The organism is Salinispora pacifica DSM 45544, assembly GCF_000378845.1.
Lineage (GTDB): Bacteria > Actinomycetota > Actinomycetes > Mycobacteriales > Micromonosporaceae > Micromonospora > Micromonospora pacifica.
The window spans coordinates 4974725-4999261 of sequence record NZ_KB905359.1 but is presented as its reverse complement, the minus strand read 5'-3'; the positions used below and the strand labels follow the sequence as shown (position 1 = coordinate 4999261).

The following is a 24537-nucleotide window of genomic DNA, read 5'->3' as shown; positions in this document are numbered from 1 at the left end:
TCGACAACTCTTCTGGACCACTCTCCGCCAGCAGGCTGCCGAATAGGCTTGAACGTGATCTGCCACCAGATGTAGGTGTGGCCATACACCGCAGCTCGGCCAGGCTGATGACATCCACCCGGACGGTCGCCCGAGGAGGTGACAGTACCGGCGCACCTACTCCATCACCGGTCTGGCCATGATGAGTCGACATTTGTCCGCGATTCTGGCGTGAGGATCGAAGGTCGCGGGACAAACGGCAAGCAGGAAATAGGGGAAATCGATGAAATACACCCGCGAACTGGTCGAGCCCGCCAACTATCACTTCGCTCTTTCTTCGCCGGAATGACGGCGGGTCAGCCAACCCGGAAACTCCTCGCCAGGACAGTCGCGGCCACGGCACTGCCGACCGCGGTCCCGAGGAGAACCCGCGTGATGCCGGTGGCGAGGTTGCCCTGCTCGATCAGCGTGCCGACCACCGCGACGGCGATACCCGAGCCGGCGAAGAGGATTGTGAACGTCACTCCGGATGCCTCACCGGCCCGCTCGGCCGGGACCATGGCCTGCGTACCCAGACTGGTCAGGGTATACCCACTCTGGTAGCCGAACCCGGCGACCGCCAGCCCAAGCAGGTACGGCCCGATCTCACCCCCGACGGCCACCACGAGCAGACCGAGGGCGCCGACCAGGATGGCGATGCCGATCAACCGATGCACCGCGAACCGTTGGCTGAACCGACCCACGAACGGACCGGCAATTCCACCACTGATCGAGGCGGTGAGTACCGCCAGGCCCGCGACGAACGGCGAGTAGCCCCGAACCTGCTGCAGATGAATGGTCGTGGCGAAGATCGTGACCACCAAGGCGATGTTGGCGACCATCCCCAGGAGGGTCACCGCCACAAACTTGGTGTTTCGGAACAGATCCAGCCGGACCAGTGGACTGTCGGCCACCCGTTCCCGAAGCACGAACGCGGCCAGCAGCACCAGCCCACCGACAGCGAGGACGGCGGCCACCACCGGTCGCCAGGCGTTCATCCGGTCCGCGGCCACGGTGATGGCCACAATCCCCAGCACCACCACGACCAGACCCACCAGGTCAATCCGGCGCGACACCGTGGGGTCACGCGACTCCGGCAGCCAGGCGACGGCGGCCACGATCGCCACGAGGCAGAGCGGCACGTTCACCAGGAGCACGCTTCGCCAACTGATCAGCTCCGTAACCCCACCGCCGAGCAGCGGCCCCAACGCCAACGCCACCGCCCCGATGCCGTACGCGTTACCGATCGCCCGCTTCGCCCGCCGCCCCGGGAACGCCTCGGTGATCACCGCGAAGGCAAGCGGGTACATGAATCCGGATCCCATCCCCTGCACAACCCGAAAAGCGATCACGATCGGCGGATCGGAGCCCAGACCCGCACCAAGCGAGCCCAGCCCAAAAATCACCAAACCCACGACCAGCATGCGCCGACGACCAAGGATGTCGCCCAGCTTGCCACCAGGAATGAGAACCGCCGCCTGCGCCAGGATGTAACCACTGACCACCCACTGCAGATCGGTGGTAGAGGAACCCAACTCCGCCGCCATCGCCGGCAACGCCAGATTCAACGCATAGAAATCCAACTGCACCAGGAAGATACACGCAGCGGCCGCGACCAACGTCAGCCGCCGTCGCGGCCGCCCACTCCCCACCGACCCGACACCACGGCCCGGCAGCCGAGGAAGGCTCGGGCGGAACGACACACCAATAACCTAGCATTCGCCCGAAAAAAACCTTCTTTGTTCCATCTGGCTCCGGCAAGGGGGCACGCCTGCGGCACCGCCGCCACCCGAGGGCGAAGGGATTGCGTCGTGCGTCGCGAATGACTCGACACAAACACTCTGGACACAAATAATTAATAGTCTTAATAATAAGACAGTGTGACGACGTAGCTACCGACAGGTGTCTGTCCGGGCGTGGAGGCTCCCATGAAACGTCGCAATTCCCTGATCCTGTCCCTGGTCACCGTCCTGATCGCCGCGCTCGGCGCGGCCTGGCTGGCGAAACCGGCGCACGCCGCCGGCCCCACCGCAAGCTTCGCCAAGGTCTCCGACTGGGGCACCGGGTGGGAGGGTAAGTACACGATCACCAACGGCGGCAGCAGCGGCGTGACCGGCTGGAGCGTCGCCTTCGACCTGCCCGCCGGCACGACGGTCGGCACCCACTGGGAGGCGCTGCTGCACTCCTCCGGCCAGCGCTACACCTTCCGCAACCAGTCCTGGAACGGCACCATCGCGCCGGGCGCAGCGGTCTCCTTCGGCTTCATCGGCAGCGGGCCCGGCTCGCCGACCAACTGCCAACTCAACGGCGCGGAGTGCGGCGGCGCACCACCGCCCACCACGTCTCCACCACCTCCCACCACCGCGCCGCCCACCACCAGCCCACCGACCACCGCGCCGCCCACGACCCCACCCCCCACCACCGCTCCCCCGAACGACGACCTGCCCGCGCACATCCTCACCGGCTATTGGCACAACTTCGCCAACCCGGCGGTCGAGTTGCGCCTGCGGGAGGCCCCCGCCGAGTACGACGTGGTCGCCGTCGCCTTCGCCGAGGCGACCGCCACCCCCGGCGAGGTGACCTTCGCCGTTGATCCGGGCCTCTCCGCCGCCCTGGGTGGCTACACCGATACGGACTTCTCGGCCGACGTACAGACGCTCAAGAGCCAGGGCAGAAAGGTCATCATCTCGGTCGGCGGTGAGACCGGACGGATTACCGTCAACGACGCGGCCTCCGCGGTCGCCTTCGCCGACTCCGTGCACGCCCTGATCCAGCAGTACGGCTTCGACGGGGTGGACATCGACCTGGAGAACGGCCTCAATCCCACCTACATGGCGCAGGCCCTACGGTCTCTGCGGGCCCAGGTCGGTGCTGGACTGATCATCGCGATGGCACCCCAAACCATCGACATGCAGAACCCGACGACCAGCTACTTCAAGCTGGCGCTCGACATCCAGGACATCCTCACGGTGGTGAACACCCAGTTCTACAACTCCGGCGCGATGCTCGGCTGCGACCAGCGGTTCGCCTACAGCCAGGGAACGGTGAACTTCATCGTCGCGCTGGCCTGCATCCAGCTGGAGGCGGGGCTGCGGCCGGACCAGGTCGGGCTTGGCCTGCCAGCCGGCCCCGGGGCGGCCGGTGGGGGGATCGTCGCACCCGGTGTGGTCAACGCCGCGTTGGACTGCCTGACCAGGGGAACGAGTTGCGGCAGCTTCCAGCCACCCCGCACCTACCCGGGGCTGCGCGGCGCGATGACCTGGTCGGTGAACTGGGACGTGACCAACGGCAACAGCTTCGCTCAGACCGTCGGCCCGCACCTGGACACCCTGCCCTGACTCCGCTGAGGCGGCAGCGAACGTCCAAGGGTCGGCACCGCCGCATCCGGTGGTGCCGACCCTCGTGTTTCCCATCACCGGCTCAGCCGAAGAAGCTGAGGTAGCCCAGGAGCGCGCCGTAGCCGATGAAGGCGGCCCCCAGCACCCGAAGCCCCCGCGCGGACCCCCGACCCTGTTCCGCCGGTCGGAGCACCAGCTGGGGGATCCAGTAGTAGCTCATACCGCGCAGGGTGAAGAAGACTCCCAGCAGGGTCACCAGCACCTCCGGCAGGCCACCCCACTCGAAGTGGGTGACCAGTACGCCGAAGCCAACAAAGAGGTGCACCATGCCGGAGATGTTCACCGCCATCAGGTCCGACCGGTCGGCCCGCTGGGTGAGCCGCAGATAGAACTGGGTGGCCACGATAAACGCGACTCCGGAGGTCAACAGATACAGCGAGAGGATTTTTCCGAGCGTCTGGGTCAGGTCCATGTCCGCCGCCTCAGGGGTGTGAGTAACAATCGATCAGGTGCGAAAGATCCCGCTACCGAGTAGCTCCGACGCGACGCGCCCGTAGGTTGACTCCACCGTTGCCGCACCTCCGAGTGCGGTCAGGTCAACGCCGAGCAGCCGCTGCACATGTTCGTGGAGTGCGAGTGCGCCCAGGGACCAGATCGCCAGGAGCGCCGCCCGTTCGTAGGGGTGATCCGTCGGTCGCACCAGGCCCGAGGCGACTCCGTCGGCGAGGTAGCCGACCGCGTCATTGACCATCTCATCAACCAGTGCGGCCGTGTGCGGGGAGCCGTCGGCCAGCGTCCGGGCCAGGTATCGCAGCAGCGGCGGCCCGTCACCCAGGTCACGCAGCTCCGCCGGATCAAACCTTCCGGCCCTCATCACCTGCTGCTTGTGCTCCCGCACGAAGGCCGCGACGTGCTTGTCGCAGGCCACCCGCAGCCCGTCCTTCGAACCGAAGTAGTGAATGATCAATGATGGGTGGACGTCGGCTGCCGCCGCTATGGCACGGACCCCGGTGGCCGCCACGCCCTGATCGGCGAAGAGGGTGATGGCGGCAGCGAGGATGCGACTCTTTGTGGAGGACTTGTCGCCTCTCGGCGGCGATTCATCGGACACCCTCCAACACTAAACGAACGTTCGATTAATGTCTAGCTATCACAATGACTGCCATGATCAGGTCCACTACTCACACCGGCTGGGGCCATCGAGTGTGGTTGACGTCGATCAGCACCCGGTGGGTGTGCACCCACGCCACTCCATTCCACTCGGCATCGGCCAGGTGCGCGCGATCGGCGCCGACGCCGTGCTGGTGCCGGAACACTTCGGGAAGGCCAGCGGGCCAGAGCCGGCGGGCAGAGAGCCCCGCCACGAGCACCAAGCCCGCCAGGAGCGCCCACGCCGTGGTCAAGCCGGCGCCCGCGCCGACCCAGCCGACGAGGGGGTAGGTGAGCAGCCAGCAGAGGTGGGACAGGGAGAACTGGGCGGCGAACAACGCGGGCCGATCAGCGACCGCCGACGAGGCGCGCAGCACCCGGTTGACCGTGACGACAATCAGGCCACCGGCGAAACCGATGAGCAGCCAGACACCCATCGCCAACGGCCAGGATGGCGACGTCGACAACAGCAGCGATCCGGAGAGGGCGAGCAGAGCCGTGCCAGCCCCGATGAGCAGCACACCTCGATCCGTGCGTCGGCGCAGCAGCAGCGGCGCGCCGAGCGCCGCCGCGACACTGCCGAGACCGGAGACGGCGAGCAGAAGTGGAACCTGCGCCTCGGTGGCGTTCAGCAGGTCACGCACCACGTTGACCGTGCTGACCAGAGTGACGGCTCCGGAGCCCGCGACCACCATGTTCAACGCCAGCACCGCCCGCAACCGTGGCGCGCCCGCGAACATCCGCATCCCCACGAAAAGGCGCTCAGAGAACCGGACCCGGCTACTACGTTGCGCCCTGGGCACCGTTGCCGCGCCGACAAACAGCGCGGAGGCGAGAAATCCCACCGCGGTCCCCACAAACAGAAGATTGAACTTCAGAACGAGCAGCAACGCGGCGGCGATGACCGGACTGGCGATATTTTCCAGTGCGACGGCAAGCTGCGACGCGGAGAGCGCCTTCGTGTAGTCCCCCTCATCCGGAATGATATCCGGGAGCACGGACTGGAAGGTCGGCGTGAAAGTGGCCGACGCGGCCTGCAGCACCGCGATGAGCAGGTAGATCTGCCAGATCGCCTCGACCCACGGCAGCAGCAGGACGACGCCGAACCGGACCAGGTCTGCAGCCACCATCACCCCGCCCCGTGGCACCCGGTCCAGCACCGCTCCCACCAGCGGCGACACACACACGTACGCGACCATCTTGATCGCCAGCGCGGTGCCGAGGACCGCTCCGGCCCGCGCGCCCGCGAGGTCATAGGCGAGCAGCCCGAGCGCCACCGTAGCCAGTCCGCTGCCGATGAGTGCGATTATCTGGGCGGTGAACAGCCATCGATAGGTACGGTTACACAACAATTCACGCACAATAATTCGATCGCCTTTCTGAAGCTCCCCGCCGAGGAGATTACCGACCGAAGTTGAATGCGACAATGCTGCTGTTGCCAGATTGGGGCAACGAGTAATCTGCCGTAACTGCGGGTCGGCACAACTGCCGCCGCGTGGTCGTTTCGAGGAGTCGGCCCACCCCACCGTCACCGGCGGCACCCGCGACGGCGACGCCGGGCTTCGTCCGCGCCCCACCGCTGCGGGGGAGGCCCCGGCGTTGATGAAACGGAACGACGATCCGTATAGTATCGTTGCGGAACGGCGCTCCGTTTTGGTGTCCGGGGCACCAGGCCCCGCGCGGGCAGCCGAGACGGGCTATCCAACGAGAGGACCAGACGAGATGAGTGAGCCGACGCAGCCTGCCTACACCTTCGGTGTCAACCCCACCCCCGTCCTGTCCGTCAGTCCAGTGGTGCTGCCAGCTCCCGGCCGAGCCGTGGATCTACAGGTGCGCGTCTCCGCGCCCACGACCGGAGGCGAGCTACCGATCCTCCTCCTGTCACACGGGCACGGCCCCTCACACCACCTGTCCTCACTCAACGGCTACGCCCCGCTCGCGAACTACTGGGCGGCCCACGGCTTCGTCGTCATCCAGCCCACCCACCTCAACTCAAGAACGCTGAGCCTGGACCCAGGTGCTCCCGAGGCCCCCCTGTACTGGCGGTCGCGGGGTGAGGACATGAAACGGATCCTCGACCAGCTCGACCAGATCGAGGCCGCCATCGGGCAGCTATCCGGGCGCCTGGACCGGGACCGCGTCGCCGTGGCCGGGCATTCGATGGGCGGACACACCGCGAGCCTGCTGCTGGGCGCACGGCTGACCGACCCGCACGACGGAACGGAGGTGGACCTCTCCGAGCCCCGGATCAAGGCGGGTGTGCTGCTCGCCGCGCCCGGCCGGGGAGGCGACGCCCTCACCGACTTCACGCGCGACAACTACTCCTTCTTCGCCACCACCGACTTCTCCACGATGACGACACCCGCGCTCGTGGTCGCCGGCGACCACGACACCTCCGCCCACCTGACGGTCCTGGGCCCGCAATGGCACACCGACCCCTACTTCCTCGCCCCCGGCCCCAAGTCCCTGCTCACTCTCTTCGGTGCGGAGCATGGGCTCGGAGGCGTCGCCGGATACGACGTGGCCGAGACCACGGACGAGAGCCCCGCGCGGGTCGCCGCCGTCCAGCGGCTCACCGGGGCCTACCTCCGCTCGACCCTCTACCCCGGGGTACCGGCCTGGCAGGAGGCACAGGACGAACTGACCGGCGGGCCCAACCCGGTCGGCCGCGTCGAGTCCAAGTCCACGCCCGCACGGTAGCCGGGGCGCGCTATCCCCGCGCCGCCAGCGGAACGGCCGCGATCAGCCGCCAGAGGTAGGTGTGGTCGTCACGCCGCAGCTCGACCAGGCTGACGGTCTCGACCTGGACCACCACCGGCGGGATCGACCGCACGGTCGCCACCTGCTCGATCACCGGTTTCGCGACGGTGGGTCGACGGTTGTAGGCGATGCTGACGTGTGGATCGAAGGTCGTAGGGTGGTCAGGTACGGCCCCGGCTCCTCGCACGTGCGCGGTCGCGGCGACCACGGCGTGCCGGAGAAGGTGAAACGGCCGGTGCGGGCCCACGCTCAGAAAGACCGAGTTCGCCGATCCGGTGAGGGGGCCGACCGTCGCGGCGAAAGGCCGGATGGACGCACACCGCCCGGTGGCCGCGGCGGCCACCGCGAGCGCCTGTGAGCTGGTGATCTCGTCGGTGAAGGAGACCCGTTGCACGGTCAGGTGCAGACTCTCGACGGGAACCAGATCCAGGGTTTCCAGGTGCCCCAGCCGGGCCTGACAGCGCTCGACGAGCCGCTGGACCGCCGGGCGCCCGTCAAACCGAACAATCCAGTGGTAGGAGCGGCGGCCCGCCTCCCAGCCGGGCCGCTCCCAGTGGTTGACGAGCCGGTCCAGCTGTCGGTAACGGTGCCAATCCGACCGGATGTACCCGTACTCGTCGGGGCGGTCCGCGGCGCCGTCAACCCGTCTCATCGGTGGGCCTCCCCGGCCGGTCGCGCCGCGCCCCGAGCACCGCACCGACCACGGCGCTGGTGTCTCGGAGGTCGGGAAGAACCGCGTTGGCTCCGCTGGCGGTCAGTGCGTCGACACCGTACGCGCCGGTGGCCACCCCCACCGCGAACACGCCGCTGGACCGACCAGCCCTGATGTCCCGTGGGGTGTCCCCGATCAGCACCGTAGGGGCCGGCGGGAATGGGATCCCGTACTTCGCCGTGGCCTTCCTTCGCGCGACCGGCACCAGGTCGGCACGCACCTCGGTGTCCGAGCCGTACGCGCCCACCTCGTAGTCGAGGGCACCGGCCAACCCGAATACGGAGACCTTGACCTGGGCGTTGTGCCGCGTGTTTCCCGTCAGCACGGACTGGACCACGTCGCCCCGCCCGGCCAACGCCGCGATGGCCGCCGGTGCCCCCATCTGGACGTGTCCACGTTCCGCCAACCGCGACGTGAGCGATTCGAACACTCTGTTCAGTTCCTCAACCGCCTGTGCCATCACATCCGGTGTGGCGTCGATGCCGTGCTGTCGCAGCACCAGCCGCAGGACCGCGGGATCGGTCCTGCCCGCGGGAACAATCGGGTGCTCCGGGGGCCGGCCGGTCAACCGGGTGAAGGTCAACGCGTACGCCTCCTTGCTCACCCCACCGTTGTCGATCAGGGTGCCGTCGATGTCCCAGAGCACCAGCAGCGGTCCGGCGGCACCGGGCGCAGACTCCCGTCCGGTGTGGTCACCGTGCTCGACGGATGGAGTTCGCTCGCCCTTGGCAATCACGTGATTCGTTTTAGCACCGGTCCTACCGGGTACGGACCGATTAGCCGTATCTGCGGCTGGCCCGGCGGCGAGGTCACCGCGACACCCGAGTGGTACGGGGCAGACCCCAGGCTGATACCGGGGTACGACGGCGGCAAGCGACACGAGCCCTGTCGTCATGTGATACGAGATTGGCGTATTCCGCCAGTGCCGTGGCGCCGTTCGTGGATCAGACTTGCTGACACGGACGACCAAAGGGGGAGGTTCGGTGGAATATACTCGCGAATCTGTTCCGGACCTGACCGGCAGCACGGCGGTGGTCACCGGCGCGAACGGGGGCCTGGGGTTGGAGACCGCGAAGGTGTTCGCCAGCCGGGGTGCGCATGTGGTGATGGCGGTGCGTAATCAGGACAAAGCGACGAAGGCGGTGGCGAAGATCCGGGCGGAGACCCCGACCGCCTCCCTGGAACTGGTCGAGCTCGATCTCGGCTCACAGGCGTCGGTGAGACAGGCCGCCGAGCACATCCTGGCCCGGCACGACCAGATCGACATCCTGGTCAACAACGCCGGGCTGATGGCGCTGCCAGAGCGCCGGACCACCGACGGGTACGAGATGCAGTTCGGAGTCAACCACCTCGGGCACTGGACGTTGACGGCGTTGCTGATGCCGGCAATCCTGGCCGCTCCCGCCGCCCGGGTCGTGACCGTGACGTCAACAGCCCACCACTTCGGGCGCTCGGTCGATCCGAACAATCCACACCTGAACGGCACCTACGGCCCGTGGCGCGCCTACGGCCAGTCCAAGCTCGCCAACTACCACTTCGCCATCGGCTTGCAACAGGAGTTCGACCGGGCCGGAGCGAAGGCCCAGAGCCTCCTCGCGCACCCAGGCCTGACCAGCAGCGACCTACAGGTCCACACGGTCGAACAGGGTGGTGGTGGTTGGCTGGGCGCCCTCTTCGCCTGGATGGCCCGGCGCACCGGCATGGGGGTCGTCAACGGCGCGATGCCCCAGATCCGCGCCGCCACCGACCCGGACACCAGGGGTGGCCAGTTCTACGGCCCGCGGTTCGTCAACAGCGGCCGCGCCGTCCGGCTGCCGGTCCTACGCCCCGGGGCCGGTGCCGCCATCCGCACGCTGTGGCAGGTCTCTGAACGAGAGACGGGCGTTGCACTCACGGTGTGAGCCCCTGAGGCCGACCAGGGAGGGCACACCATGCCGACCACCGAGCACTACCGACTGGACCCGAACGCCCGGGTGCTGCTGTCCGATCTGGGCCTGTCCGTCGGCAACATCCTGCGCCGGGCCGGGCTGCCGGGAAACACGCTGTCCGACGGCCCGGCCACCCTCGCACCAGAGCGGTTCTTCACCCTGTGGGAGGCGGTCGCCGCCGAGGCCGCCGACCCAGGGCTGCCGATCCGCATCGGTCAGGCCATCTCCGTCGAGGCGTTTCATCCGCCGCTCTTCGCGGCGCTGTGCAGCCCGAACCTCAGCGTGGCCGCTGCCCGCATCGCCAGGTACAAGGCGCTCATCGGACCGCTACGACTCACCATCACCACCACCGGTGCAGGGCTCGAGGTGGAACTGCACTGGCCGCCACACCACCGGCCCCCGGAAGTCCTGACGACGACCGAGCTCGTCTGGTGGGTCGCTCTGGCCCGACTGGCCACCCGGACAAGGGTGGTGCCGATCGCCGTCACCAGCGCCCAGCCACCGTCCGCCGCCGCCGCACTCGCCGACTACCTCGGAATCCGCGTACGGCAGACCGAGCGTTTCACCGTGACCTTCAGCGCCCGGGACTCGGCCCGACCGTTCCTCACCGCGAACGAGCCGATGTGGGAGTTCTTCGAGCCGGAGCTCCGCAGACGACTCGCCCACCTGGAGCGCGGCTCCACCGTACGTCAACGGGTACAGGCCGCCCTGCTCGAACTGTTGCCCAGCGGCCGGGGCACCGTCGACGGCGTGGCCCGCGAACTGATGATGGGTACCCGCACCCTGCAACGTCAGCTGAAAAGCGAAGACACCACCTTCCAGACCGTACTCAACGACACCAGGCGAGCGATCGCCCACCGCTATCTCAGCGAAGGGCACCTCTCGGTGGCCGAGATCGCGTTCCTCCTCGGCTACGGCGAACCCAGCTCGTTCTACCGTGCGTTTCACGCCTGGACCGGACGTACCCCACTCGACGCCCGAGCAGAACTCGGGACGCGGTGGCACCGGCCGTAGAGCGGGGCGTTGTCCAGTTTCCACCTGGGTGCGCCTCGGCCGACGAGCTACCGTCCTCGCCGCCGCACCGTCGGCAGGTCGCCAGGCGATCCCGGGTACCACCACGCCCGGGCCGTACAGGTGACCCCACCGCCGAGCAGCAGCCCAGACCGGCACCGAGCGAGCCCACACCGAAAGTCACCAACCCGGCGACGATGACGCACGCGGAGGCTGCGATCAGCGTCAACCCACGGCGGGGCCGGGCGGTGTCAGCCGCCGTAGATCCCAGTCGACAACCCGCCCTTCGCGGGCAAACACACAGGCCGTAGGGTTTCACCGGGAGGTTCCTGATGCGCGTGTCGGTGTTCAGCACAAAGCCGTACGACCGGGAGTTCCTGTCGGCAGCCAACCCAGCAGACGGCCACGACCTGGAATTCCTCGAGCCCCGACTGACCCCGCAGACCGCCAAGCTCGCCAGCGGCGCAGCGGCGGTCTGCGCGTTCGTCAACGACGACCTCGGCACCGAGGTGCTGGAGCGGCTGGCCGCGGACGGCGTCCGCCTGATCGCGCTCCGCTCCGCCGGCTTCAACCACGTGGATCTGGCCACCGCCCGCCGGCTCGGCCTCACCGTGGTCCGGGTGCCGGAGTACTCCCCGTACGCCGTGGCCGAGCACACGGTTGCCCTGATCCTCGCCCTCAATCGCAAGGTCTACCGGGCCTACAACCGGGTCCGGGAGCACAACTTCGCGCTCACCGGGCTACTCGGCTTCGACCTGCACGGCCGGACCGTCGGCGTCGTCGGCACCGGGAAGATCGGCTTCTGTGTGGCCCGCATCCTGTCCGGGTTCGGCTGCCGGGTCATCGCCAGTGACCCGTACCCGGACGACGCGGTGGCCGCGGCCGGGATCGAGTACGTGCCGCTGCCCCGCCTGCTGAGCGACTCGGACGTCATCACCCTGCACTGCCCGCTGACCCCGGACACCGAGCACCTGATCAATCCCGAACGGATCGCCCAGATGCGCCGGGGGGTAATGCTGATCAATACCAGCCGTGGGGCGCTGGTGGACACCCGGGCGGTGATCGACGGGCTCAAGAACGGCCAGATCGGCTATCTCGGTCTCGACGTGTACGAGGAGGAGACCGACCTGTTCTTCGAGGACCTCTCCGACCGGGTCCTCGATGACGACGACTTCTCCCGGCTCAACACCTTCCCCAACGTGTTGATCACCGGTCACCAGGCCTTCTTTACCGAGGACGCGATGCGCAACATCGCCGCCACCACGATCGACAGCCTCACCACCATCGAGCGGGAAGGGGCGGACGCCGTCTCCCAGTCGGCCCGGGTCCGCTGAGCGCGCTAACCGCACACCGGCGCACTGTGCGATATTGACTGCCATGTCTGCACTGCGTACTCCGGACAGCCGGTTCACCAACCTGCCCGATTTCCCCTACGAGCCCCACCACGTCGACCTGGACGGCCTACGGATGGCCTACGTCACGGCCGGCCCGGCGGATGGCCAACCGGTGCTGCTGTTGCACGGGGAACCCAGCTGGTCATTCCTGTACCGGAAGGTCATCCCGGTGCTTGCCGACGCCGGACTGCGGGCCATCGCACCGGATCTCATCGGCTTCGGCCGGTCCGACAAGCCGGCCGAGCGCAGCGAGCACAGCTACGCCCGGCACGTCGAGTGGATCCGCAGCTTCGCCTTCGACAAGCTGGGCCTGACCGGGGTGACGCTGGTCGGGCAGGACTGGGGCGGCCTGATCGGACTCCGCCTGGTCGCCGAGCACCCGGACCGCTTCGCCCGGGTGGTGGCTGCCAACACCGGGCTGCCCACCGGTGATCAGCCGATGCCGGAGCTCTGGTGGCAGTTCCGGCGGATGGTCGAGACGGCCCCCGAGCTGACGGTGTCCCGGCTGGTGCAGTCGGGCTGCCAGAGCGAGCTGACCGAGGCGGAGCTGGCAGCGTACGACGCGCCGTTCCCGGACGAGTCCTACCTCGCCGGCGTCCGCACCATGCCCACCCTGGTGCCGACCGCACCAGACGATCCGGCCAGCACCGCCAACCGCGCCGCCTGGACCGAACTCTCCCGTTGGGAGCGCCCGTTCCTGGTGGCGTTCAGCGACCAGGATCCGATCACCGGGGGGATGGCACCGGTGCTGCGCCGCAGCGTACCGGGTGCTGCCGGACTCGACCACCCGGTGCTCAGGGGAGCCGGGCACTTCCTCCAGGAGGACGCGGGAGAGCAGCTCGGTAAGGTGATCGTGGAGTTCATTCGGTCCACCTCGACCGCATCCTAGCCGGGCAACATCTCGTCGAGTGAGCGAACAGTTACCCAGAGCGCACCAGGTGGACTAGCCTTACCTGCGCGTTCGCCAGCGACGTCGACACGCCTCGGCCAACCCTGCCCGCCCGATCGGCCGGTTTTCCGGCGAACCCACACCGCTGCGTCGCTGATTGGGCAGGATCGTCCGCAACAAGGAGGTGCCGTTGTGCAGGACACCCGCGCTGTCGCCCTGACCGTCAAGGTGAGCGGCCTGCCACCGGTCAAAACCGAAGCGTTGTCCATCTTCGCCGCCGGGCATCGGCAGGCAACGAGGGTCCGTGCCCTACTTCAAGCGGCCTGTGCGGCGGCTCAGCACACCGGCTGGACCCCGTTGTCCGGGCCGATCGAAGTAGACCTCGTGCTGCGCTGCCCGCCGGGGCACCGCACATCCGACGCCAGCACGCTACTCGGCGGGGTGTGTGCGGTGCTCCAGGACAAGAAGCGGGTGGCCAGCATCGGTCTGGCCCACCTCGGCGTCCTGGTGGACGTCGCACTCTACGACGATGACCGGCAGATCAGAACAATGACGTACCGGGAGGAGCCGGCGGAGGACTACTCGTACGAGGTGCGGGTCGCCGCCGTGCCGACCGCGGTGTAACCGACGCCAACGGGCGGGGTACCCGGTCGCCGAGGAAGGGAGCGCCGATGTCCGAGCCACACGTCACGCTGGATCCCCGGGACCCGGTACAGAAGAAGCTGCGTGGCCCGTTGGAGGAGCAGCTGACCTCGGCGCTTCAGGCCGCCACCGACCGGGTCCGGGAAAGCTACGCCGGCGAGCCGGTCGAGCAGGTCTGCCAACGGCTGCTGGACGAGACCCGCTCCGGTCTACACCCGGACATCGCGGCCGGGTTCCAGCCCGACATGGACGAGTTCTGTCGGGTGGCGGTGGCAATCGTCCGCGGCACGGACGTGTGAGCGCTCCGCCCACCAGCAGCGGCGGAGCGCTCCACATCAGAAGTGACGCAGCAGGTCGGGGAAGGCGGTGAGGTGTAGCACCGCCGCGTCGTCGTGGTCCAACGCGTCGTCCTCCAACACCCAGGTGTGCTCGTTCGGGAGGTAGACGGCGTTCATGCCAGCCGCCCGAGCCGGAAGAATGTCCGACTTCGGGGAGTTCCCGATCATCCAGGCACGCGACGGCGCGAAGTCGTGCTCATTGGCCAGCCACCGGTAGGTGGTCACGTCCTTCTCCGGCACGATGTGCGCGGCCCGGAAGTGCTGCAGCAGGTCCGAGGCGTCCAGCTTTCGCTGCTGTTCCTCCTGGTCGCCCTTGGTGAGCAGGAACAGCTCGTGCCGGCCGGCCAACTCGTCCAACGCCGCGGCCACCCCCGGCATCAGCTCCACCCGGTGCTCGACCAGGGCGACGGCCAGCTCCTCGATTCCCCGCCGCTCGGCGGCCGTGGCCGGCCGCTCCCGCAGCCGCTCGAAACACTCACCGAGACTGCGCAGAAAGACCTTGCTGCCGTAGCCGTGCACGACCGCGTTGGCCCGCTCGATGTCGTCGAGGATCGTACGGATCTCGGTGCGCTCCAGGGTCGGGTGCTCCACCCAGGTCAGAAAGTCCTCGATGACCCGCTCGAAGACGATGTTGTTCTCCCAGAGCGTGTCGTCGGCATCGAAGATGAGCACCTGCCCGTGTCGGCGTGCACCTGTCATGTCGCCCTCCCGTCAACAATCGGCGCCACCGTAGCCGCCCCCACCAACCCGGTCACCTCATTTCTCGCCCCAGGGCCGGGGCAGCCAGCGGCCGGATCCGAGCTCCTCCGGACCGTACCGTCCCGTTCGGAGGCGGGTGCGCTCCCGAGTGGTGCCCCCACTGCACTACAGTGACGTAGCTGCTGGGCGTCCGGGATCCGGGGAGGGTGAGCGGGCATGATGGGACCGTCGCACGCGCTGTCTGGCGCGACGGTGTGGCTGGCCGGCTCCTTGGCGCTGGACCACTTCGCCGGCTACGAGCAGTCGCCGCTCGCACTCGCCGTCGGCACCGCGGTCTGCGCGGGGGGTGCGCTCTTTCCGGACCTCGACCTCTCCGGCAAGGTCACCCGAAACCAGGGTGGCGCCACGGTCGCCCGCACCTTCGGCGTCGTCTCCCTCTTCGTCGCCGAGGTGACCGAGAAGGTGTCGCTCGGCGTCTACTATGCGACGAAGCTGAGTCGGGACCCGCGCCGCACCAACGGGCACCGCACCCTGACCCACACCATCCCCTTCACCGTGCTGGTCGGCTGGGGCACCACCGCGCTCTGCGCCGCGTACGGCAAGTGGGCCGTGATCGGCATCCTCTTCTTCATGTTCGGTCTCGCCCTGCGCGGCCTCTTCGACGATTGGGCCGAACGCGCCGGCTGGCTCGTGGTGACCCTCGCCTCGCTCGCCGCGGCGTGGTTCACCTTCGCCACCCTGCCGGGAGACCGCGGATACCCGATGATCGGGCTGGCCGTCGGCGTCGGCTGCTTCGTCCACATCCTCGGCGACATGATCACTCGGGCCGGGGTGCCGATCCTCTGGCCAATCCCGATCAAACGTCGGATGTGGCGGATGATCAGTCTGCCGGACTCGATCGCACTCCGGGCGGGCGGCAAGACCGAGGTGGTGTTCGTCCGGACCGCGCTCACCATCGTCGCGGTGCTCTCCGCCATCGGGCTGGTCGCCCCGCACCTGCTCAATCGCTTCAACATCGAGGTCTGACGGCGGTGCCGGTGACCATCGACGAGGCCAACGACGCCGACGTCCCGGCGTTCTGGCAGGGGCTCGGCCTACCCGGCATCGCCGACGTGCACGTGCACTTCCTCCCGCCCCGGCTGCTGCGTCGGGTGTGGGCGTACTTCGATGGGGCCGGTCCACTCCTCGGTACCACCTGGCCCATCCGCTACCGGTGGAGCGACGCGGAGCGGTTGGCGCACCTGCGCCGGATGGGCGTACGGGCGTTCACTGCCCTGGCGTACGCGCACCGCCCCGCGATGGCCGCCGACCTGAACTCCTGGACCCTCGACTTCGCCCGCGCGAACCCGGATTGTCTCCCCTCGGCCACGTTCTTCCCCGAGCCGGCGGCACCCCACTACGTCACCGAGGCGCTCACCGCCGGTGCCCGGGTGTTCAAGGTGCACGTGCAGGTCGGCGGGTTTGCCCCGACCGATCCGCTGCTCGATCCGGTGTGGGGGCTGCTCGCCGACGCCGGGGTGCCGGTGGTGGTGCACGCCGGACACGCTCCGGCCGGTACCGCACACACCGGCCCCGGCCCCTTCGCCGCCCTACTCGCCCGGCACCCGCGACTCGCCGCGGTGGTGGCGCACCTCGGCGCACCCGACTACACGGCCTTCCTCGACCTCACCGACCGGTACGAGAACGTACGGCTGGACACCACCATGGCCTTCACCCCGTTCTTCGACCAGGCCGTGCCTTTCCCCGCCGCGGAGCTGCCCCGGCTACGCGAGCTGGGCCTGGCTGGCAAGGTGCTGCACGGCAGCGACTTTCCCAACCTGCCCTACGCGTACGCCGCCCAGCTCACCGCGCTGGCCCGACTCGACCTGGGCGACGCCTGGTTGCGGCGGGTGTGCTGGACCAACGCCGCCGACCTGTTCGATCTGCCGGGCTGACTACGCGCCGACCCGCTGCGGCGGGATGGTCAACCCGTACAGGGCCATCAACTCCGGGCTGTCGACCCGGCTGCCGTCGGCGACGGTGTCACAGGAGATGTCGACGATCTGGTCCTTGTGTGCCAGCAGGTACGGACGGGCGCCGACGTCCGCGCTGGCCAGCGTGGCGATGCCGGACCAGTGCCGGCGGCCGAACAGCATCGGGTAGCCGCGCAGTCCGCCGTAGGTGGCGCAGACCAGCACGTCCGGGTACGGCAGTGCGGCGACCCGCTGGACCGCCGCCGCGGTCAGGCCCGGCATGTCCACCGGAACGACGACCATCGCTTCGATGGCGTCGTCGTCGATCGCCGCGAGGCCAGCCTTGATCGAGGAGCCCACTCCGGTTCCCCAGGCCCGGTTCACCACGACGGTGGCCGGGGTGAGGTCAGCGGTTTCCTGTACCTGGTCGGCGGCGGCGCCGAGGACGACCACGATCTGCTCGCAGCCCGCCGCCGTCATCGTGTCGATCATCGTGCTCACCAGCGGCTTCTCGCCCTGGCACAGCAGCGCCTCGGGGCCACCGATCCGGCGCCCGCCACCCGCGGCGATGATCATTCCTGCGGTCCGGTTCAGCGGTGCCACCTCCGTCTTGGTAACGGACCGGGCAGGCCACCCGCCCGGTCCGGGACGCACAACGGACCCAACGAGCAGTCAGCGTTCAGGTTCCGGCCGTGAATCGGATATTCCGACCATTAGAGACAAAAGGCAAGAGTCAGGTGTGTGGCCGGGACTGACGGCGCTGCCCGGGACTGACAGCGTCCCCGGGCGCGGGCCGAACCAGCAGCTCCGGCCCGCCAGCCCGCCCACACCCCGAGGACCGGTGTCAGTAGGCGTCGGCGTAGCACTCAACGGTGGAGAGATCGAGCGGGAAACGCACCGGCGTCCGCCCGAAAAGCAACGCGCTCGCCCGCTCCCCGCACCGGGTCACCGCCGCGGCCACCGCCGCGGCCCGCTCGGCGCGGCAGTGCACGATCACCTCGTCGTGCTGGAAGAAGACCAGCTCGGCGTCGCCGCCGGCCAGCCTGGCGTCGCTGCCAGCCAGCTCCCCCCGGAGCATGGCCAACAGCGTCGCGGCCCACTCGGCGGCGGTGGCCTGGATGACGAAGTTCCGGGTGAACCGGCCACGCGCCCGCGCCCGCGCCGACCGACCCCCCTCGCCCCCGGCCGGGACCGAATCCACCTCAGCAAGCTCGACCGAGCCGGGTGGGCAGGTACGGCCGAGCCAAGAGCGAACCAACTCGCCGGCCTCGCCACTGCGGGCGGCTGTCTCCACATAGCCGAAGGCCGCCGGATAGTTACGCCGCAGCACCTCCAACGCCGGTGCCGCCGAACCGCCGGTCTGCCCGTACATGGCGCCGAGCAGGGCCACCTTGGCCCGCGCCCGGTCCCCGCCGAACGCATCGGCGGCCAGAGCGGCGTACAGGTCGCCCGCCCGGGCCGCGGCGGCGAGCCGAGTGTCACCGGAGACCGCCGCCAGGATCCGCGGCTCGAGCTGCCCCGCGTCGGCCACCACGAACGTCCAACCCGGGTCCGCCACCACCGCCCGCCGAATCACCTTCGGGATCTGTAGCGCCCCACCACCTCGGGTCGCCCACCGGCCGGAGACCACACCGCCGGGTACGTACTCCGGGCGGAACCGACCCTCCCGCACCCAGGCGTCCTGCCAGGCCCAGCCGTGCGCCGTCCAGATCCGGTAGAGCTCCTTGTACGCCAGGACCAGCGGCGCCGCGGGGTGGTCAACGCCACGCAGCACCCAGGACCGGGTGTTCGGCACCTCCACCCCCGCCCGGGCGAACGCCCGCACCAGTTCCAGCGGCGAATCGACGTGCAGCTGCGGAACGTCGAAGGCGGCCGCGATCCGGGCGGCCAGCTCCGCCAGCCGATGTGGCGGCCCACCCACCGGGGAGGGGGCACCGAGTAGCTCGCCGAGGAGGGCGTCGTGCACGTCCACCCGCCACGGCAGCCCCGCCGCCCCCAACTCGACGGCGATCAGCGCCCCCGCTGACTCGGCCGCCACCAACAGCCGGAATCGGCCCGGCTGCTCGGTGGCGGCGATCCGAGCGAGTTGGTCGGCGTAGACCCGGGTCAGGGCCGCGATGCCAGGACCCGGCGGAGCCGGCAGCGACTCGAAGAGCGCACCCTGGCCGTAGCCCGGGGGCTCGGCCAACCGCGGCGGCGGATCGGGCGGCACCGGCGCGCCGGTCAGGCGCGCCCAGGCGGCGGCGAGGGAACGCGGCTCACCCCACCGGCCCGCGTGGCCGAGGAGCAACGCCTCGGTCAGCTCGACGTCGTGGCAACGGTCAACCCGCACCCCGGCCCGCAGCAACACGGGGTAGAGCGCCGCACCGGACGCCCAAACCCAGCGAGGGCGCTCCCTTCGCTCGCGGTCGGCCACCGCGGCAGCCAGGTCGGCGACCTGCTCCGGCAGCCCGATCGGCGCTCCGGCAGCGTCGAGCGGTTGCAGCACTCCCCCGCCGACCCCGGTGCCCGCCCCCGGAGCAGCGGGGAGTCGATGGTCCGCACCCGCCACCACCGCCACCACCGCCGCCATGATCGCGATTCTGCCCGCCCGGTACGACATCGCCGGCCAGCCCGGCAACAAATCAGTCGCGAGGCTGGCCGACAACCGATCCACCGGGCTGGTGGGCCGGATTCGCTGGGCGGGCGGCGGTTCGCCGGAATGGCGGCAGGCTACTTGCCGACGCCTGCGGTCAAGCCCGACTGCACCTGGCGTTGGAAGACGATGTACACGATCAACACCGGCAACATCGCCATGGTGACCCCGGCGAAGAGCCCGGACCAGTCGGATTTGTACCCCTGATTGACCGACAGGTCGATCAGGCCCTGGGCGATGACCTGGTTCTTCGACTCACCATCTACGGACTGCATCAGCAGCGTCGGCAGATACCACTGGTTCCACTGCCCGAGCATGTTGAAGATACCGATGCTGATCAGGCCCGGCTTCGCCATCGGCAGCATCACGCTGAAGAACAGCCGGGTGTGTGAGGCCCCGTCGATCAGACCCGCCTCGGCGATCGCGTTCGGCAGGGTCCGGAAGAAGGAGTGCATGAAGAAGACCGTGAACGCCAGCGACCACGCCACGTACACCAGGATCAGCATCAGGTGCTTGTTCGGCCCGAGCGGCGGGAAGAACACCCCGGTGTTGAAGACGCCCTTGTACAGCGGCACGGCGGCGAGGTAGATCGGCAGCGTGAGGCCGGACAGGAACATGTAGTAGATCAGTCGGTTACCGGGGAAGTCGTAACGCGCCAGCACGTACGCGGCCATCGAACCGAACAGCATGGTCAGCGTGACGCTACCCGCCAACACGAGCACGGTGTTGAGGAAGAAGTCGCCGAGTTGCCCCTCGGTCCAGGCCCGGCCGAAGTTCTCCCAGCGTAGGGTCTCCGGAAGCAGCGACAGCGGCTGCCGGATCACCTCCGCGTCGCTCTTCAGGGCCGACATGACCACCCAGATCAGCGGGTAGACGACCATGATCGCCCAGACCAGCAGGAACAGGTGGGAGAAGCCGTTGAAGATCTGCGTGCCGGGCCGCCGGCCGCCAGACCCAGAACGGCGGGCCGACGTGGTGCGGGCCGGCGGAACAAGATCCGGCCCGACGGGACCGGGGTCGTGGGTCACCGTACTCATCGTCGGCTCCTCAGTACTCAATCCGCTCGCGGCGGGTGATTTTCAGCTGCGCCGCGGCCAGGAGAATCGCGAAGATCGCCAGCGCCACACCCATCGCGCAGGCGTAACCGAACTGGCCCTTCTGGAAGGCGGTGAAGTTGAGCACCGACGCGAAGATCTCGCTGGCGTGGTTCGGGCCACCCTGGCTGGGCGTCATCACGAAGACCAGGGCATACATGTCCAGGGCGATGAAGCCCAGATAGATCCAGGCGACCGAGACGGTGTCCCGCAGCAGCGGCAGCGTGACCCGGAAGAAGGTGTGAAACCGACCGGCACCGTCGAGAATGGCGGCCTCGAAGACGTCCTTCGGAATGGACTGCATCGCCGCGGAGAAGAGCACCATGTAGAACCCGGCGCCGCTCCAGACCGCGATCAGCAGCAGCCACCAGAGCACCGCGGGGACGCCGAGGAAGGGTTCCGGGTCATTGGTGAACGCGATCGGGTTGTCCCGATCGACCAGCCCGACCTTCATCAACACGCCGTTGATCAGGCCCTGCCCGTCGGCCCGGTAGATCTGCTGCCACATGACGGCGACGACGACCAGCGACAGCACCTGCGGGAAGAAAAAGATAATCTTGTAAACACCGGAGCCGAGGACACCCCGGATGCCGGCCCTGTCCTCGCGTCCGCCCACGTTGAGCAGGAACGCGAGAAACAGAGCCAGCGCGATCGTGAACAGCGGCACGGTGACCAGGAAGAAGACGTTGTGCCAGAAGGCCTTCCTGATCAGCTCGTCGGAGAGGAGCCGGACGTAGTTCTCCAGCCCGACGAACTGCTGCCGATCGGAGTAGCCACCCCAGTCGGTCAATGAGTAACCAGCCGCCTGGGCGAATGGCCAGACCACGTAGAAGAGGTAGAGCGCGACCGGCAGGGCCAGGAAGCCGATGACGAAACGCGCGACACCATGCCGCATGGGACTCACTCTTTCCGTTCGGCTCAGGCGGAGCGGGTCTGCTTCTTGATCGACGAGTCGCCGGCGACCTTGTCGGCGGCGCCCTGCATGCCGTCAACGAACTGCTGGGCGGTCAGCCGGCCAGCCATCAGCTCCGCGGAGAGGTTCTGGCTCTCCTTGTCCAGGTCGGCGTAGAAGTTCCAGAACTTGACCGAGACGAGATCCTGCGGAGCGTTGCTCATCAGCTCGTTGGCGCTGGCCAACGCCGAGTCCTGGACGTTGTCCCCGGAGCCCCTGGTGGAGGCGAGGGATTTGGTCAGCTCGGCGAACTTCGCCGAGCCCTCCTTGGAGAGCACCGCCCGCAGGAACTCCTTGGCGGCGGCCTTGTTCGGTGCCTTCGAGGGCACGACGATGCCCTCGCCCGCACCGGCGTAGACGTCGTTCGGCGCCTTGTCGCCCGCCCCCAGGCTCCAGTAATCCGACAGCCTCATCTCGAAGCCCGGGGGAATGGTCTCCGCCATCTCGTTCTTCAGCCAGGTGCCGAGCTGGATGAAGGCGGCCTTGCCGTCGAGCCACGCCTGCTGCGACTGGGTGTGGTCGAGCTGGCCGGGGAGCAGCAGCTTGTCCTTGACCAGCTTCTCCCACACCTCCAGGGCCGGCAGCACCCCGTCGGCCTTCCAGGCGTTCTCCTTCAGGTTGTCGATGTCGATCACCGCCTGCTTGCCGGCGGACTTCCAGATCGTCGCCATCAGCGCCCAGCGCGGGTAGTAGCCGTGCACCGCGTCGTAGACGTACGGGGCCATGCCCTTCGCCTTGATCTTCGGCGCGAGAGCGAAGAAGTCGTCGAAAGTCTTCGGCGGCTGCCAACCCTCCTTCTCGAAGAGGGCGGCGTTGTACCAGTTGCCCCAAACCGTGTAGGCGACGTTCACCACGTAGAACTTGCCCTGGTAGGTGCCGTCGTTGACGGTCCCCGGCAGCAGGGTGTCCGCCACCGTGCCCTCGCTGTCCCACGCCGGAGCGGCGAGCAGATCCTCCAGCGGCTCGATCGCACCCTCGTTGACCAGAGTGCTGATGTCCATAATGTCGGCACCGGAGTTCATGACGACGTCGCTGGGCTGGGTCGCCATCTTCGGCTGCTCTTCGGTCTTGATCTTCTGGGTCGAGGACATGTTGACCGTGACGTTCGGGTGCTTGGCCTTGAAGACGGCCTCGTCCTCCTTGGCCCACTGGTCGCCCAGCCCGCCGTTGAAGATGACCACCTTGACGGAGCTGCCGTCCTGGACGCCGAACGGGTTGTCCTTGCTCTTCTCGACGTCGGAGCTCTGCTCCTGGGCCGGCTCGCTGCCGGCGCAGGCGCTGAGCAGGCCGGCAGCGGGGATGGTCAGCAGACCCGCGGCTGCGGCGCGTCGCAGCAGGGTCCGACGGTTGAGATCGGGGGTAGCGGACATGCGATTCTCCTTAGCGGTAGAACGGGGGTACCACTGCGGACTGGTGAATCCGTCGTACGGCCTCGGCGGTCAGCGGGACCGCTTCGACGTACCGAGGTGCGCTGGTCATGAGCTGGCCTCCTTCGCCGCCTTGTGCCCCTCAACGGCCTGGGCGGTACGTCGCAGGGCCGCGTGGGCTCGGTCGTGGGTGCGCTGGGCGACGGCGATGTAGAGCAGGTCGAGTACGACCAGTTGGGGGTGCCGGGCGGACAGCGCGTCGGGGCGGAAGGTGGTGGCACCGCTGGCGGTGAGCAGCACGATCTCCGCCAGCTCGGCGAGCGGCGAGCGGGCGAAGCCGGTCACCGCGACGGTGGTCGCGCCCCGGCTGCCGGCCTCCGCCAGCATCTCGATGGTCTCCCGGGTCCGGCCGCCGTACGAGACGCCGAGGGCGACGTCCCCGGCTCCCAGCAGGGCCGCCGAAGCCAGCCCTTCGTGCACGTCGTTCCAGGCCCAGGCGGCGACTCCGATGCGGTGCAGCATGAACTGCATCTCCTCGCCGACCAGGGCACTACCGCTGGCGCCGAAGATGTTCACCCGGCCCGCCGCGGCGATCGCCGCGGCGGCCCGCTCCACCTCGGCGAGGTCGAGCAGGGCAGCGGTGTCGTGCATCGCCCGGGTGTCGGCGGCGATGATCTGTTCGAGCACCCGGCGCAGCGGATCACCGGGCTGGATCTCGCGGCCGATGTCGACGGCCCAACCGGCCAGGCGGGCCCGACCGCTCTCGGCGGCGATGCCGAGCCGAAGGTCCGCATAGCCCTCGAAGCCCATTGCCCGGCAGAAGCGAGTGATGGTGGCCGGGGAGGTGCCACTGCCCTCGGCCAGCTCGACGATGGTGGCGCGGGTGACGGCCTCCGGGTCGCTGAGCACGTGTTCGGCGACCCGGCGCAGGGCCCCGGTCAGGTCGCCCACCCCGGCCCGGACCCGGGCCAGCACGCCGTCGGCCGCATCAGCACGGACGCCGCGGCGGTCGAGCCCGTCGGCGTTGGCCACCACGGGCTCCGCGGTGGTGCCCACCTCGCGATCAACCATCCGGGACTCTTTCCGCAAAGAAAGTTTACTGTTGGTAAAATTTCTTACTGACCCCCACTTCATGTCAAGACCATGGATGAAGTTTTCAAAACGTTATCTTTGGCGCCGACCCGCCGGGCCGGCCGGCACGCTCCCGGACCGCACCGACCGGGCGTGATCACATCCGGACAACTCGGCGGGGGGCGCGTGGTTTGAGCCTTCCCGGACCCTGCAGATGGTTTCGCGTGACTCATGCCGGTTTGGGGTGTGGTCGGGGGCACGGTGGTGGCGGAATCCCGGCCGCCGTCAGGGCGTTACACCATGCGTACGACCGAGCCGGCGTTCCGCCGATGGCGGATGCCAGCCGTGCGTGAGCCCCGGAATGTTGGCGGCCCGCCGGTCGTTACATCTGGACCCGGCGCCGTGCGTGTCCCCCCGGCCGCGGTAGCCGAGGATCTTCTCTTCCCTGTTTGAGCGCCGGACGGTGCTTGCACCCGCCCCTTTGCCGCCTGAAGGCCCCCCTTTTCCTTCGGGCGTGCGTGTGGGTGTCGACCCCCGAATGGAGCAACCCTCATGATGAACACGATTCTGCGTCGTAGCGTCCTTGGT

Annotated in this window: 23 protein-coding genes; 10 read left to right on the top strand and 13 right to left on the bottom strand. The window is 68.6% G+C overall.

Annotation, left to right across the window (positions count from 1 at the left end; genetic code table 11):
* Positions 1-335: 335 nt before the first annotated feature.
* Positions 336-1721 carry an MFS transporter gene (locus SALPAC3_RS0122905; protein ID WP_018223505.1) on the bottom strand — a complete coding sequence of 462 codons (1386 nt, stop codon included), beginning with the start codon at positions 1719-1721 and terminating at the stop codon, positions 336-338.
* A gap of 225 nt (positions 1722-1946) precedes the next feature.
* Between SALPAC3_RS0122905 and SALPAC3_RS0122900 the strand changes: the two genes are divergently transcribed.
* A complete protein-coding gene (locus tag SALPAC3_RS0122900; protein WP_018223504.1) occupies positions 1947-3356 on the top strand; it encodes a chitinase in 1410 nt (469 codons plus the stop codon).
* Positions 3357-3438: 82 nt separating this feature from the next.
* On the opposite strand, the gene SALPAC3_RS0122895 is transcribed toward SALPAC3_RS0122900, so the two are convergent.
* From SALPAC3_RS0122895 to SALPAC3_RS0122885, 3 genes are all read right to left on the bottom strand, one after another.
* Positions 3439-3828 (bottom strand): hypothetical protein, encoded by a 390-nt coding sequence (locus SALPAC3_RS0122895; protein ID WP_018223503.1) that lies wholly within the window; start codon positions 3826-3828, stop codon positions 3439-3441.
* Positions 3829-3861: 33 nt separating this feature from the next.
* Positions 3862-4467 (bottom strand): TetR/AcrR family transcriptional regulator, encoded by a 606-nt coding sequence (locus SALPAC3_RS0122890; protein ID WP_018223502.1) that lies wholly within the window; start codon positions 4465-4467, stop codon positions 3862-3864.
* A gap of 70 nt (positions 4468-4537) precedes the next feature.
* Complete coding sequence (locus SALPAC3_RS0122885) at positions 4538-5866, bottom strand: MFS transporter (protein WP_018223501.1); 1329 nt, start codon at positions 5864-5866, stop codon at positions 4538-4540.
* 361 nt (positions 5867-6227) lie between these two features.
* Here SALPAC3_RS0122885 and SALPAC3_RS0122880 point away from each other — a divergent pair, with 361 nt between their 5' ends.
* The gene (locus SALPAC3_RS0122880) at positions 6228-7205 is read left to right on the top strand and encodes an alpha/beta hydrolase family protein (RefSeq protein WP_018223500.1); all 978 of its coding nucleotides are present in this window, start codon (positions 6228-6230) and stop codon (positions 7203-7205) included.
* A gap of 10 nt (positions 7206-7215) precedes the next feature.
* Here SALPAC3_RS0122880 and SALPAC3_RS0122875 read toward each other — a convergent pair whose 3' ends face one another.
* Positions 7216-7917 (bottom strand): 2'-5' RNA ligase family protein, encoded by a 702-nt coding sequence (locus SALPAC3_RS0122875; protein ID WP_018223499.1) that lies wholly within the window; start codon positions 7915-7917, stop codon positions 7216-7218.
* On the bottom strand, positions 7904-8713 hold the full coding sequence (locus tag SALPAC3_RS0122870) for an HAD family hydrolase (protein WP_018223498.1): 810 nt from the start codon (positions 8711-8713) through the stop codon (positions 7904-7906). Before SALPAC3_RS0122870 ends, SALPAC3_RS0122875 begins: the two co-directional genes overlap by 14 nt.
* A gap of 247 nt (positions 8714-8960) precedes the next feature.
* Here SALPAC3_RS0122870 and SALPAC3_RS0122865 point away from each other — a divergent pair, with 247 nt between their 5' ends.
* From SALPAC3_RS0122865 to SALPAC3_RS0122840, 6 genes are all read left to right on the top strand, one after another.
* Positions 8961-9878 carry an oxidoreductase gene (locus SALPAC3_RS0122865; RefSeq protein ID WP_018223497.1) on the top strand — a complete coding sequence of 306 codons (918 nt, stop codon included), beginning with the start codon at positions 8961-8963 and terminating at the stop codon, positions 9876-9878.
* Between the two features lie 30 nt (positions 9879-9908).
* Positions 9909-10919 carry an AraC family transcriptional regulator gene (locus SALPAC3_RS0122860; protein WP_018223496.1) on the top strand — a complete coding sequence of 337 codons (1011 nt, stop codon included), beginning with the start codon at positions 9909-9911 and terminating at the stop codon, positions 10917-10919.
* Positions 10920-11248: 329 nt separating this feature from the next.
* Positions 11249-12250, top strand: coding sequence for a 2-hydroxyacid dehydrogenase (locus SALPAC3_RS0122855; protein ID WP_018223495.1), 1002 nt, complete (start codon positions 11249-11251; stop codon positions 12248-12250).
* A 43-nt stretch (positions 12251-12293) separates the two neighbouring features.
* Entirely contained in the window at positions 12294-13199 is a 906-nt protein-coding gene (locus tag SALPAC3_RS0122850; protein ID WP_018223494.1) for a haloalkane dehalogenase, read from the top strand.
* 192 nt (positions 13200-13391) lie between these two features.
* Positions 13392-13823: a RusA family crossover junction endodeoxyribonuclease gene (locus SALPAC3_RS0122845; RefSeq protein WP_018223493.1), complete on the top strand. Its 432-nt coding sequence runs from the start codon at positions 13392-13394 to the stop codon at positions 13821-13823.
* Positions 13824-13870: 47 nt separating this feature from the next.
* Positions 13871-14140 (top strand): hypothetical protein, encoded by a 270-nt coding sequence (locus tag SALPAC3_RS0122840; protein ID WP_018223492.1) that lies wholly within the window; start codon positions 13871-13873, stop codon positions 14138-14140.
* A 36-nt stretch (positions 14141-14176) separates the two neighbouring features.
* Here SALPAC3_RS0122840 and SALPAC3_RS0122835 read toward each other — a convergent pair whose 3' ends face one another.
* Positions 14177-14878 (bottom strand): HAD family hydrolase, encoded by a 702-nt coding sequence (locus tag SALPAC3_RS0122835; protein WP_026185835.1) that lies wholly within the window; start codon positions 14876-14878, stop codon positions 14177-14179.
* A 216-nt stretch (positions 14879-15094) separates the two neighbouring features.
* Here SALPAC3_RS0122835 and SALPAC3_RS0122830 point away from each other — a divergent pair, with 216 nt between their 5' ends.
* Both SALPAC3_RS0122830 and SALPAC3_RS0122825 read left to right on the top strand, forming a co-directional pair.
* Complete coding sequence (locus SALPAC3_RS0122830) at positions 15095-15904, top strand: metal-dependent hydrolase (RefSeq protein ID WP_018223490.1); 810 nt, start codon at positions 15095-15097, stop codon at positions 15902-15904.
* 5 nt (positions 15905-15909) lie between these two features.
* Positions 15910-16812, top strand: coding sequence for an amidohydrolase family protein (locus SALPAC3_RS0122825; RefSeq protein WP_018223489.1), 903 nt, complete (start codon positions 15910-15912; stop codon positions 16810-16812).
* Here the strand turns inward: SALPAC3_RS0122825 and SALPAC3_RS0122820 are convergent, their stop codons facing one another.
* The 6 genes from SALPAC3_RS0122820 to SALPAC3_RS0122790 form a co-directional block, all read right to left on the bottom strand.
* Positions 16813-17406, bottom strand: coding sequence for a nucleotidyltransferase family protein (locus tag SALPAC3_RS0122820; RefSeq protein ID WP_018223488.1), 594 nt, complete (start codon positions 17404-17406; stop codon positions 16813-16815).
* Between the two features lie 268 nt (positions 17407-17674).
* Positions 17675-19432: a bifunctional 3'-5' exonuclease/DNA polymerase gene (locus SALPAC3_RS0122815; protein WP_018223487.1), complete on the bottom strand. Its 1758-nt coding sequence runs from the start codon at positions 19430-19432 to the stop codon at positions 17675-17677.
* A gap of 110 nt (positions 19433-19542) precedes the next feature.
* Positions 19543-20502, bottom strand: a complete 960-nt coding sequence (locus SALPAC3_RS0122810) for a carbohydrate ABC transporter permease (RefSeq protein ID WP_018223486.1) — start codon at positions 20500-20502, stop codon at positions 19543-19545.
* 10 nt (positions 20503-20512) lie between these two features.
* Complete coding sequence (locus tag SALPAC3_RS0122805) at positions 20513-21454, bottom strand: carbohydrate ABC transporter permease (protein ID WP_018223485.1); 942 nt, start codon at positions 21452-21454, stop codon at positions 20513-20515.
* Positions 21455-21477: 23 nt separating this feature from the next.
* Positions 21478-22881, bottom strand: a complete 1404-nt coding sequence (gene ngcE, locus SALPAC3_RS0122800) for an N-acetylglucosamine/diacetylchitobiose ABC transporter substrate-binding protein (RefSeq protein WP_018223484.1) — start codon at positions 22879-22881, stop codon at positions 21478-21480.
* Between the two features lie 105 nt (positions 22882-22986).
* Positions 22987-23949: a MurR/RpiR family transcriptional regulator gene (locus SALPAC3_RS0122790; protein ID WP_018223482.1), complete on the bottom strand. Its 963-nt coding sequence runs from the start codon at positions 23947-23949 to the stop codon at positions 22987-22989.
* Positions 23950-24537 lie beyond the last annotated feature (588 nt).